At 33.5% G+C, this 12,987-nt stretch carries 10 protein-coding genes and 2 tRNA genes; 1 reads left to right on the top strand and 11 read right to left on the bottom strand.

All coding sequences use genetic code 11. The annotated features are described in order from the left end of the window. Nucleotides 1–26 precede the first annotated feature (26 nt). From LQ609_RS08980 to LQ609_RS09005, 6 genes are all read right to left on the bottom strand, one after another. Nucleotides 27–818 carry a two-component system regulatory protein YycI gene (locus LQ609_RS08980; protein WP_078357214.1) on the bottom strand — a complete coding sequence of 264 codons (792 nt, stop codon included), beginning with the start codon at nucleotides 816–818 and terminating at the stop codon, nucleotides 27–29. After that, the gene (locus tag LQ609_RS08985) at nucleotides 818–2,140 is read right to left on the bottom strand and encodes a YycH family regulatory protein (RefSeq protein ID WP_107509115.1); all 1,323 of its coding nucleotides are present in this window, start codon (nucleotides 2,138–2,140) and stop codon (nucleotides 818–820) included. The genes LQ609_RS08980 and LQ609_RS08985 overlap by 1 nt, the downstream gene beginning before the upstream one ends. Next, nucleotides 2,133–3,974, bottom strand: coding sequence for a cell wall metabolism sensor histidine kinase WalK (gene walK, locus LQ609_RS08990; protein ID WP_078357212.1), 1,842 nt, complete (start codon nucleotides 3,972–3,974; stop codon nucleotides 2,133–2,135). The genes LQ609_RS08985 and walK overlap by 8 nt, the downstream gene beginning before the upstream one ends. Before the next feature lie 9 nt (nucleotides 3,975–3,983). Continuing rightward, entirely contained in the window at nucleotides 3,984–4,685 is a 702-nt protein-coding gene (gene yycF, locus LQ609_RS08995) for a response regulator YycF (RefSeq protein ID WP_078357211.1), read from the bottom strand. Between the two features lie 168 nt (nucleotides 4,686–4,853). Continuing rightward, nucleotides 4,854–4,926, bottom strand: a tRNA-Asp gene (locus LQ609_RS09000). A 20-nt stretch (nucleotides 4,927–4,946) separates the two neighbouring features. Beyond that, nucleotides 4,947–5,021: transfer RNA gene (locus tag LQ609_RS09005), tRNA-Glu, on the bottom strand. 108 nt (nucleotides 5,022–5,129) lie between these two features. Here LQ609_RS09005 and LQ609_RS09010 point away from each other — a divergent pair. Next, nucleotides 5,130–6,014 carry a YitT family protein gene (locus LQ609_RS09010; RefSeq protein WP_078357210.1) on the top strand — a complete coding sequence of 295 codons (885 nt, stop codon included), beginning with the start codon at nucleotides 5,130–5,132 and terminating at the stop codon, nucleotides 6,012–6,014. 518 nt (nucleotides 6,015–6,532) lie between these two features. Here the strand turns inward: LQ609_RS09010 and LQ609_RS09015 are convergent. The 5 genes from LQ609_RS09015 to LQ609_RS09035 form a co-directional block, all read right to left on the bottom strand. Beyond that, a complete protein-coding gene (locus tag LQ609_RS09015; RefSeq protein ID WP_078357209.1) occupies nucleotides 6,533–7,819 on the bottom strand; it encodes an adenylosuccinate synthase in 1,287 nt (428 codons plus the stop codon). 285 nt (nucleotides 7,820–8,104) lie between these two features. Next, the gene (dnaB, locus tag LQ609_RS09020; RefSeq protein ID WP_239734627.1) at nucleotides 8,105–9,499 is read right to left on the bottom strand and encodes a replicative DNA helicase; all 1,395 of its coding nucleotides are present in this window, start codon (nucleotides 9,497–9,499) and stop codon (nucleotides 8,105–8,107) included. 99 nt (nucleotides 9,500–9,598) lie between these two features. Beyond that, a complete protein-coding gene (gene rplI, locus LQ609_RS09025) occupies nucleotides 9,599–10,045 on the bottom strand; it encodes a 50S ribosomal protein L9 (RefSeq protein ID WP_078357207.1) in 447 nt (148 codons plus the stop codon). Continuing rightward, complete coding sequence (locus tag LQ609_RS09030) at nucleotides 10,045–12,009, bottom strand: DHH family phosphoesterase (RefSeq protein ID WP_208144364.1); 1,965 nt, start codon at nucleotides 12,007–12,009, stop codon at nucleotides 10,045–10,047. The genes rplI and LQ609_RS09030 overlap by 1 nt, the downstream gene beginning before the upstream one ends. A gap of 14 nt (nucleotides 12,010–12,023) precedes the next feature. Further along, nucleotides 12,024–12,962, bottom strand: coding sequence for a DUF2232 domain-containing protein (locus LQ609_RS09035; RefSeq protein ID WP_078357206.1), 939 nt, complete (start codon nucleotides 12,960–12,962; stop codon nucleotides 12,024–12,026). Nucleotides 12,963–12,987 lie beyond the last annotated feature (25 nt).

Consider the following 12,987-nt stretch of genomic DNA (forward strand, 5'->3'; position numbering starts at 1 on the left):
TTCATCTCCTTTAATTACTGCTTCTCTTAAGATTCTTCTAGTACGGTTGATTCAGGTTTGATTGCATCGATGTACAATACTTTTGTTTTACTTTTGCCGTCTTCTTCGGATTTAATTTTCACTTCCCATGAAGGTACTAGTACTTGTCCTCCAATTTCTTTAACGACACTGTAATAACCTAATCTCACGGATTCTACTTTATCACCTTTTTTTAGGTATGTGTTGTAATACAATGTTTCTAAAGCTGTCTTAGCGTTTACAATTTTTTGCTTATTGTTATTATCTCCATTACCAGGTTTAAGTTTATCTAAATATGTTTGTGTATATTTATTTGCTTTACCGTTTTCCATTTCAAAGACGATTTGACCTTTACTATTATTTAGTATTGGCAAATCTTCATAATTTTGTTCGTAGACTACTTTATTTTTATTCGAGTTGTTGTTCTGATATTGATATTCTTTACCTTTAAAAGATTCTTTGTTGATAAAGTTTTTGAACGATTCTTGTTTACTATCTTTATCTAGATCTACATTTATATCTTTATTAATCTGTGTGTCTTTTTCAGTTAGTGAATACACACCTTCAAGCTCATCAGCATTAAATGACTTACTGCTTCCTGTTATAGCTTGCATTTCTTTATCTTTATAATCTGGTAACTGTGGAATATCTATTCCTTCTTTTGAAAAGTTTACCTCTGATTGTGCATTAGATTCTTGGACTATCGAGTTGTTCACTTTATTAAAGTAAACAACAACTAATCCAATGTTGATTAGAATGAACACAATAATGAAGAGTGACTTGGCATGTTTCCAATCCATTAAGCTAGCCCTCCATTCTCGTATCTTTTCCATTCATCGTCATATTTAATGTACCATTTTGGCGTGAATTCAATTGTATCTTGTAAGTTATCAAGTTCATCATTTGGTAATGATAAATCATATCCAATTGCCATATTCGTAACTTTATTGAAATCTATTTCTCCATTAGAAGCTAAACCATATCTAACTTCTTCAGATGATGGTAATTCATCTGCTTCTTTTTTAGATGGTACAGCTACACCAGTTGTAATCAAGCCTCTGTTGTATTCATTAATGGCATTTCTACCCCACACAGCTTCAATTGAAGATAACTTATCATCATTAAATACTGGGTAGTTGTTTAAGAACATTTGGTAATCTATTTTACCTGTCTTTTGATCTGTATTAAATAATCGGAATTCATCAGTATACCCTGCATGTTCATTAATAAATTTAAATGAATTCGTAATAGACTTAGAAATATCTTTTTGCTGATTTTCATCTTCGGATAAATTTGTATAACGGTATGTTTGCTTCTCTTCGTTTACTGTAGAAATACCCGTGTTATTATTATACGTTGAAACTTGATCTTCGTTACTACGCGCAATAACAGAATCTCCAAGAATGACATCATTTAAATCAGATACAGATATTTTGTTAGTCACATAACGATATACATTCATGCTATAAGCATTTTCAGGTGCATAAATTTGATTAATTTCATTCGTCGTTGTTTCATTCGTAATAATGCCTGTATAAGGTTTTAAATCTTTCGCAACTTCTTTATTCATTTGATCAAATTTATGACTTTTCATCGTTGTCTGTAACTTTACTGCTTTTTGCTTATTCTCACTTAACAAATAAACATTCGCTTCATTTGTTGACTTCGTATCTACTAAAATTCTATCAAAATTAACACTAGGATAATAACTCATATTCATACCTAATACTTGATTCAAATACATTTCACTAGGGACACTGTCAGGGAAGTCTAAAATTGTATAGCGTTCAGATAAATCTTCAAGTTGCACAACTGACTCGCTACTTAAGACATCTACCTTCTTAACTTCTTTACTCAACATTTGATCCGTTACCTTTTTGATATCTTTCATATTAGACGTCCCTTTCACGTCCGTACCATTACGATTAATCATTCTAAAAGGCATAATCACACTATCGATAGGCTTACTAATCTTAGGTCCAATAGAAGGTGTATCAGCATTAACATCCGTTTCCAAGTCAGTCAATTCAGGTGTAAATGTCCATACACGGTATGTCATAAACACACTAATTAGAACGAGGATTATGAGAATAGCAGATTTAATAACTTCTCTATTACGCATCCCAATCACCAAACTCATCTTCTATGAATTCACATGGCAAAGTAATATAAATGGATGTGCCTTGACCTTCTTTACTATTCGCCCATATTCTACCTTTATGTGCTTCTACGATTTCTTTAGTAATCGCTAAACCTAATCCAGTGCCGCCCATCTTACGTGCTCTTGCTTTATCTACTCTATAAAATCGATCAAATATTTTATCAACTTTATTAACTGGAATACCGATACCATTATCTTTAATCTGTATCGTCATTCTGTTATATAACGTATTTTGTTTCACATGAAACTCTACACGTTTATGAGATTCTTGAGAATATTTAATCGCATTTGTAATAACATTATCAAACACTTGAGTCATTTTATCAGGATCGATTTCAACAAATAATCCTTTAACAGGTATGTCACGTATAAACGTTACATTCTTACCTTGAGTCATTTCATGTCTATTGATAATTTTATTAATGAACATATTAAAGTCAATTAACTCTGAATTCATCTGATCACTCGAGCTATCCATTTTAGATAGTTGTAATAGATCGTTAACTAAACGAATCATACGATCTGTTTCTTCACGCGTAACATTTAAGAATGTTGGCGCAACTTCTGGATCACGCCAAGCCCCTTCTTCTAGTGCTTCTATATAACTTCTCATTGATGTTAATGGCGTACGTAATTCATGTGAAACATTCGCAACAAATTCGCGTCGTTCATTTTCTAGAATGTGTTGTTCAGTAACATCGTGTAATACCGCAATATAACCATTTATAAAGCCTGTATCTTGTATGATTGTACTGAAGTTAACACGAGCGATTATGCCTTCTTCTTCGTTTACATCAATAATGAAGCTATCATTATTCTCCTGTAAATCATCTAATGAATAATTATCATCAATATTAAGAATGTCTAGTATATGTTTAGCTTCTACATCTGAACGCTCTAAACCTAACATTTTAAGCGCCATTTCATTGATAATACGTACACGACCACGTCTGTCTGTCGCTAATACACCATCACTCATATGTGTAATAACTGAATCAAGTCGTCGTTTCTCACTTTCAGTATTCGCTTGAGCTTCTTGTACACGCTTCGATAAATTATTGAATGAAAGTGCAAGTTCGCCAATTTCATCATTCCCATATATTTTAACGCGCTGTGTATAGTTACCTTTAGACATTTCTAAAGTTTGGTTACGCATATCTGATATTGGTTTCGTAATTGTTCTCGCAATAAAGAAACCGAGCACAATTGTGATCAATAATGAGATTGCTGTACCTATAATGAAAATTTGGTTAATGTTGTTTAACTGTTCATATACAGAATCAATATCTGATTCTACATAAATATCCCCAACAACTTTACCTTCGTATTCAACAGGTTTATTTTTAATCCATACTCGGTTACTATCCGAGGAATCATTTTTCAAAACGATTTTATCATTTGCTTTGCCTAATGATAACGCCTTTTTTACAGAGCTATCGTTTACTTTTTGATTGACGGTATTTTGATTTGTAGCTTTAGATGTCGCAACGATGATTTGATCTTGGTCAATAAACCTAATCTCATCAATTTCAGTTCGGTTTGCGTAGTCATCTAATATACTTTGTATCTCTTTTTGGAAGTTCCGATTAGGATCTTCTGAATTGTACGTTTTCTTTATGTTGTAATTAATCTGTTTCACGTGTTGTTCAATGTTCGTCTTGAAGTTACGTGTCAGTTCCTTCTCAAGGCTGTTTGTAAAATATAAACCGATAATTTGCATACCAATAATGATTAATAAAACATAAATGACGACAAGTTTAATGTGTAAGGACTGAAATTTCTTTAGCCAATTCATATGATCAGCCTACTCTTGAGTTTGTAGGAAATAACCCACACCCCTACGCGTAACGATATATTCTGGGTGAGATGCATCGTCTTCGATTTTTTCACGTAGTCGACGTATTGTCACGTCAACAGTACGCACATCACCGAAGTAATCATAACCCCACACTGTTTGAAGTAAGTGTTCACGCGTCATAACTTGTCCAATATGTTTAGCTAAGTAATGGAATAATTCAAACTCACGATGTGTTAATTCGATATCCACACCACGTTTTTTAATTGAATATGCATCCGGGTATACTGTAATATCTTTAATAACAATTTCATTTGTTTCTTCATCTTCAGTTTGAGTAGGTTGTGAATAATGTCTACGCAAGTTCGCTTTAACACGGGCAATCAATTCACGTGTTGAAAATGGTTTAGTTACATAATCATCTGCACCAAGCTCAAGACCTAAAACTTTATCAATTTCTGAGTCTTTAGCTGTTAACATAATGATTGGCATTTCAAATTTCTTACGAACCTCTCGACATACTTCCATGCCATCTCTACCAGGTAACATAATATCTAAGAGCACTATGTCTGGTTCTTCTGCATATATTAAATCTACTGCGTCATCACCGTCATACGCGCAATAAACATCATAACCTTCTTTTTTTAAGTTAAATTCAAGTATATCTGCAATTGGTTTTTCATCATCAACGACTACTATTTTTCTAGCCATGCTATTTACCTCATTTCTTTTTGAAAATAAGTATCTTCAAGCACACAATTGTGCATGATATCCTATACTATAATTTAACACTATTTGTCCATTAATTCTATTGTTTGATGTTATTCTATAATTGAACAACAAAAAAATGCTTATCGTTATTACGATAAGCATTAAAAGCGGTCCCGACGGGAATCGAACCCGCGATCTCCTGCGTGACAGGCAGGCATGTTAACCGCTACACCACGGGACCTTATATGTATATAATTTAGATGGTGACCCCTACGGGACTCGAACCCGTGTTACCGCCGTGAAAGGGCGGTGTCTTAACCGCTTGACCAAGGGGCCTATATTAGACACAAGATTGATTATAGCATGACTATTATACAGAAGACAAGATTTTATTTTAAATTTTTTATATAATATAAAATAGAAGTAATAAAAAGGGATGATGATATGGAGCAAGCGCAAGTTATTAAAAAAGGACACCGTAAATTAAGTAAAGGAGAAATCCTTAAACGGTTCATTTTTATCACAATCGGGAGTGTTTTAATGGGTGTCGGGTTAGAACTATTCCTAGTACCAAACAAATTACTCGATGGAGGAATTGTAGGGATTGCGATTATTTTAAGCCATTTAACAAATTTGAAACTCGGACTATTTATATTCTTACTAAATATCCCCTTTTTCTTTTTAGGTTATAAACAAATTGGTAAAACATTCACGATTTCAACAATATATGCCATAACAGTCTTATCAATTACAACTGCTTACTTACATCATTTTGACCCATTTATCAAAGAGACATTTCTAGTTACTATTTTCGGTGGGGCAATTATAGGACTAGGCGTCGGTCTAGTTATTAGATATGGTGGATCTTTAGACGGATCAGAAATCAGTGCAATATTGATAAGTAGTAAAGCACCGTTTTCAGTCGGAGAAATCGTGATGCTTATTAATTGTTTCATATTCACAGCTGCAGGCTTTGTATTCAATTGGGAGTCAGCTATGTTTTCGGTTATAGCATATTTTATAGCAGCTAAGATGATTGACGTGACAGTACAAGGATTTGATGAATCTAAAGCAGTATGGATAATCAGTGATACATATCGAGACATAGGAGAAGCAATCAACGACCGTCTAGGTAGAGGTGTTACATATCTTAATGGAGAAGGCGCATATACAGGAGAAGATAAAAAAGTAGTGTTCTGCGTAATCACACGATTAGAAGAATCTAAATTAAAGGATATCGTTACAGAAATAGACAATACAGCATTCCTATCAATAGGAGATGTTAGCGAAGTAAAAGGTGGACGCTTTAAAAAGAGAGAAATCCATTAACAAATTGAATAAAAACGCATGAGAATTAATGATTACACTATCGTTTTTTAGACATCTATGTGAGCGGGTAGTCTAAAAAATGGTTAGTTACATAGTGGATGGTCGAGATTCATGTCTACAGTCATAGTTGTTCTTACAAATTGAGTTCTTGTGCTTTTTTATTTCAATTTTATGTAGTGATTAATATATTATGAAATTTACAGGCCGATAAATATTTTTATCGGCCTGTATTTTTGATTTTCGGGTCGCTATTTATTTTTATCGGCCTGTATTTTCGATTTTCGGGTCGCTATTTATTTTTATCGGCCTGTATTTCTCGTTTTCGGGTCGCTATTTATTTTTATCGGTCCGTATTTCTCATTTCTGGACCGGTATTTTTATTTATCGGTCCGTATTTCTCATTTCTGGACCGCTATTTATTTTTATCGGTCCAGAAACACTAAATACGTCTTATCCAAACAAAAAAGAAGCAATTCAGCTATATGCTGAATTGCCTCCTACTTTATCTATATAAAAACTTAGTTCCATAAGTTTTCTAATAAGTTTGTTTGGTTTCTATCTGGTCCTACTGAGAAGATAGAAATTTTCACGTTACATAATTCAGAGATGCGTTCTAAGTAACGACGTGCGTTATCTGGTAGTTCATCTAATGAACGACAACTTGTAATGTCTTCTTCCCAACCTGGTAGTTCTTCGAAGATTGGTTTACAACGTTCTAATTCGTTTAAGTTTGCTGGGTATTCTGTAATTTCTACGCCATCAATTTCATATGCTGTACAAATTTTAACTGTTTTAAGTCCTGTTAATACATCAATTGAGTTGATTGATAAGTCTGTAATACCACTTACACGACGTGAGTGACGTAATACTACTGAGTCAAACCAACCTACACGACGAGGACGTCCTGTTGTTGTACCATATTCACGACCTACTTCACGGATATGATGACCATCTTCATCAAATAGTTCTGTTGGGAATGGACCGTCTCCTACACGTGATGTATAAGCTTTACATACACCGATAACTTTTGATACGTATGTTGGACCAACTCCGCCACCTACTGTAACGTTACCAGCAATTGGATTACTTGAAGTTACGAATGGATATGTACCATGATCGATGTCTAACATAACACCTTGTGCACCTTCAAATAAAACTTTTTCTTCGTTTACGAAAGCATCGTCTAATAATTTAGCTGTGTCAGTAACGTAATCTTTCAAACGTTGACCTGCAGCAAAATATGTTTCAAAGATTTCTTCAAAAGTGAAACCTTCAGCATTGAACATTTTTTCAAATAGTTCATTTTTATATTCAAGATTATTTTTTAAAAGCTTTTCAAATGTTTCTTTATCTAATAAATCAGCCATACGAATACCGATACGTTGTGCTTTGTCTACATAAGCTGGACCGATACCTTTTTTAGTTGTACCAATTTTGTTATCACCGCGTTTTTCTTCTTCTAGTTCATCTTGTTTTAAATGATATGGCAAGATTACTTGTGCACGGTTAGAAATTCTCAAGTTGTTTGTTTCAACTCCGCGTTCGTTTAAAGCATCTAATTCTTTTAATAAAGCTACTGGATCAACTACTACGCCATTACCGATAACACTTGATTTCTCTTTATAAAATATACCTGATGGTACTAAGTGTAATTTATAAGTTTCTCCATCAAATTTTATTGTATGACCTGCATTGTTACCGCCTGAAAAACGTGCAATAACGTTTGCATCCTCTGCTAAGAAATCTGTAATTTTACCTTTACCTTCGTCTCCCCATTGCGTCCCAACTACTACGATTGATGACATGTGAGCACCTCCGCTTTTTCTCATTAACCATTAAGTATTCTATCAGTCCTATAACTAAATTGCAAACTAAAAACGAACATTAGTTATGAGTGTTTTTTTACATTTTGTAATCACATCACAATGTCTAATAAACGCCTTAACCATAGTAATTAAAAGGTTTTTAACCAAAATCACTAACTATAAAAACACAAACATAAAGAAATAATAGTGTCTTTACACAAAACAAAAGACGTACATTATAATAGAAAGTTCTATAAATGTACGTCTTTAAGCCTAAAAACTTTTTTATCCAAATTCCATTCCTGCATGTTGATAATCGATATCTGTGAATTTGTTGTATTGTTTCATGAAATGCAGTTTAACTGTGCCGGTTGGACCGTTACGTTGTTTAGCAATGATAATTTCTATTTCACCATTATCATCTTGTGCATCAACTGCTTCACCATCTTCGTCTTCTCCGCCTCTTGAATAATAATCATCTCTATACAAGAAGGCAACAATATCAGCATCTTGCTCAATAGAACCTGATTCACGAATATCACTCATCATCGGTCTCTTATCTTGTCTTTGCTCAACGCCACGAGATAACTGACTTAATGCGATAACTGGACACTCTAATTCCCTTGCTATTGCTTTAAGCATACGAGATATTTCAGATACTTCTTGTTGTCTGTTATCTGAACTTCGTGAACCGCTACCTTGAATTAACTGTAGGTAGTCAATCACAATCATATCTAATCCATGCTCTTGTTTCAGTCTACGACATTTTGCACGAATATCCGTTATACGAATACCTGGTGTATCATCAATAAATATTTTTGTACGAGACAGTTTACCTACTGCAACTGTAAATCTGCTCCAGTCTTCTTCTGTCATTGAACCTGTACGCAATCTATTTGAATCAACATTACCCGTACTACAAATCATACGTGTTGCCAGCTGATCTGCACCCATTTCGAGCGAGAAGATTCCAACAGAGTATAAATCTTGATGTGTTGCTACTTGTTGAGCAATATTTAATGCGAAGGCAGTCTTACCGACAGAAGGACGTGCCGCAATAATAATTAAATCATTGCGGTTAAATCCTGCTGTCATTTGGTCTAAATCTCTATATCCTGTTGGTATTCCTGGCGTTTGACCACTGTTTTGGTCTAGTTGCTCAGCATTATCAAATACTATACTTAAGACATCTTTTATGTCTTTGAATCCTTCTGTACCTCTTGAAGCAGAAATCTCTAATATTCTTTTTTCTGCGTCACCTAACAATGATTCTAAATCAAGCTCTGGATTATACCCATCTTCAGCAATACTATCTGCTACACGAATCAATTGACGTTTCACTGCATGTTTAAACACTATATCTATGTAGAAATGAATATTTCTAGTTGTTGGGACATTGTTTGCTAATTCAGCTAAGTATGCTGGGCCACCCGCTTCTTCTAACAAAGATTCAGCTGCTAACTCATCCATCAGTGTTACCGAATCAATTTCTTTATTCTGCTCACTTAACATCAACATTGCTCTAAAAATATGTTGGTGATTTGCACGATAGAAAGCTTCAGGTATTAATGTTTCACCTGTTGAGTTAATCAGTTCAGGATCAATCAAGATTGCACCGATAACAGATTGTTCAGCCTCTATACTATGGGGCATTTGTTTCGCATTCATCATATTATCCATACCATCCATACTGATTACTCCTTTCCGTTTTTAATATTTTTTATTATAACGCATTAAAATAGGTCGGTAAATCAAATACCGACCATTTTAATGGATTACTTAAGCTTCAACAACGTGTACTTTTAAAGTTCCAGAAACTTTATTATGAAGTTTAATAGGAACATTTGTATAACCTAAACTATGAATGCCATTAGGTAAGTCCATTTTGCGTTTATCTACTTTAATTTGGTGTTGTTTTTCTAATGCTTGTGTAATTTGTTTAGTACTTACTGAACCAAACAATTTACCACCTTCACCTGTTTTAGCAGAAATTTCAACTTCTAATTCTTTTAATTTTTCTGCAAGTGCTTTTGCATCATCTATTTCTTGTTGTTTTAACTCTTCTTGGCGTTTATTTTGTTGTTCTAATTGTTTCATATTACCTGGAGTTGCTTCAACAGCAAAATTATTTTTTATTAAGTAATTTTGACCATAACCTACTGGTACGTCTTTTACTTCGCCTTTTTTACCTTTACCTTTAACGTCTTGTGTGAAAATAACTTTCATTATTCTTCCACTCCTTTTTCGTCTGATTCAACAACCTTAATTAATTCTTCGATTGCTTTCTCTACTGATGTATTTTTAATTTGTGTTGCGGCATTTGATAAATGACCGCCTCCACCTAATGCTTCCATTGTTAATTGTACATTCACTTCACCTAACGAGCGTGCGGAAATACCAATTGTATCTTCAGATCGTCTTGCTACTACATAAGATGCTTCCACACCTTCTAAGCCTAGCAACTCATCTGCAGCCTGTGCAACTGTAACAGGGTGATAAGTTTGATGATCTTCTCCATGAGCAATTGCGACACCATTGCGTAACAGTTTAACTGTCTTAATTAAATCCGAACGTTTAATGTACGTATCTATATCATCCTTTAAGAAATGCTGACAAAGAATTGTATCTGCGCCATGACTTCTTAAAAAGCTCGCTGCATCAAATGTTCGTGATCCTGTTCTTAACGTAAAGTTACGTGTATCGACAATAATACCTGCTAACATGATGGTTGATTCTATTCTCGTTAAACGATGTTCTGTTGGTTGATATTCTAGCAATTCTGTTACAAGTTCAGCAGTTGAACTTGCGTAAGGCTCCATATAAACAAGTAGCGGACTAGATATAATGCTTTCTCCTCGACGATGATGGTCGATCACTACTTTTCTATTTGCTTTATTCAACAAGTTCTCATCTATTACTAGTTCAGGTTTATGCGTGTCTACAACTACTAGCGTTGTACGTGGTGTCATTTCATGCCATGCTTCTTCTGAAGTAATAAATCTTTCCTTAAGGTCAGGCTTCTCGTCTATTTCAGTCATAACACGTTCTAATGTACTATCAATATCAGAGTCATTCAACACAATATAAGACTCTAAATTATTCATTTTGGCTATACGAGAAACACCGATTGCTGCACCGATTGCATCCATATCAGGTGATTTATGACCCATAATAATAACCTTGTCACCTTCAATTAAGATATCTCTTAATGCATGTGAAATAACACGGGCACGGACTCTTGTTCTTTTTTCCATTGGGTCTGTTTTACCACCATAAAATCTCACATTACCATTACTATTCTTAATTGCAACTTGGTCTCCACCACGTCCGAGCGCTAAGTCTAAACTTGATTGTGATAGCTCACCTAATTCAATTAAGTTCTCACTACCTTCACCAATACCGATACTCAATGTTAACTGGTGTCCAATTTCTCTTGTTCTATCTCTTAAGTCATCTAATAAATTGAACTTCAATGTTTCAATATCTTCTAGAATGCTGTTATTTAATAATGCTATAAATTGATCAGAACTATATCGTTTAATAAATAGTTGATAACGTGATGACCAATCGTCTATAACACGTGTAATGATACTATTGACTTCAGAACGTTGAGAATCATTCATGTTCTGAGTAATTTCGTCATAATTATCTAAGAAAATTGTCGCTATGATCGGTTTTTCATTTTCATATAATTCATATACATGTGAAGACTCTGTTATATCAAACAGATAAATAGCTTTTTCATCTTCAGTATATGTAACTTTATATTTATAAGAACCTTCTTCAATCTCTACTTCATGTGTGTTTTCTAATCTTTTTAAAATATTTGGAAAAACTTCATTAATTGGTTCGTCTAAAACATCTCGTTCTATACGTTTATTTATAAAATTATTAATCCATTCGATATGATCTTTTTTATCTAATAGTATTACACCTATTGGTAAGTCACTGACAGCACTCGTTTTACTTTTAGTAATTCTTCCGGCTAAACTCCCAATATATAAATCTAATTTTAAGAAGCTCTTTCTAATAAAAAATATGCTCACTGCAATTAGAATTACTGTAACAACCGTCGAAATAATCGCCCAATATATAGAATTAAAAAAACTGAATACAAGTATCACTAAAGCTAATATCATCATAATTATGTACGGAAATATTAGGGCTTTCTTAACTGATTGACGGTTCATAAACTCACCTCAATTTACTTTTTTATGCGTTGTTTTAAATTAAACCAAATATCCATCAATCCAAATAAGTACGCAAATGGTTTAAACACAAATGCCAATACAAATATCAAAACTCCCACAACAACAGGTAGTTTTTTCACTTTTACAAATAAATGGAACAACGATAATGCTTGAATAAATATAACCCATTCTAACACAAATTGTAAGTTAGTGACTATGCCATACATCACAACATTTTCTTTCGTTACAAACAAACTTATCAGCACGGTTATCACAAATACAAAAGCTACACTTCTATTAATTTGCCACATAAATAATGGTCTAAATACTGGTGTCGCTACTTTGAATTTTCTTAGTATAGGGAATGTCACAAGTAAATTAACAAATACTAATAAAAATACCCATAATACTATATACCCAGGAATACTTGCTTGTAATATTTCTAATGAAGTTTGTAATGTTTCTTCAATTTCAGTCGTTAAATTTCCACCCATTTCAAAGTAAGAAATTAAAACATCATGATACTGACTGAAAAACTTGCTTGTTAAAGGTAGGTTTCCCGTAATTTGTAAAATTAATACACTACCTATTGTTAAAATACTCATAAACGTTGTCACTAAGTATAGAATACGTTCTTTTGATGTACGTTCAACGAGCAATTGACCTATGAAAACACTCATAAATATCATAAGCGTCATGACTGTTAATAAAAATACATTATTAAATAATACGGTCGCACATAAGGTCACGACGACTGTCACAAAAAATGACGGTTTAGATCGATACCAGAGTATTGTTCCGGGTATCGTAATGAACGGTAATATAATAATCGCTAAATATGGTACAAGACTCATGACAATCACACTAAGCACAAGTACTAATGTTGCAATAATTGTCGCTTTTATATCGACTTTAAAAGACAAATTTTTCACTTCCCAATCTAATTTAAACATCTTTCTCTATTTTACAGATTTTTAA

Origin of the sequence: Mammaliicoccus sp. G-M28 (assembly GCF_022386595.1) — a bacterium.
In the GTDB taxonomy this organism is placed as follows: domain Bacteria; phylum Bacillota; class Bacilli; order Staphylococcales; family Staphylococcaceae; genus Mammaliicoccus; species Mammaliicoccus fleurettii.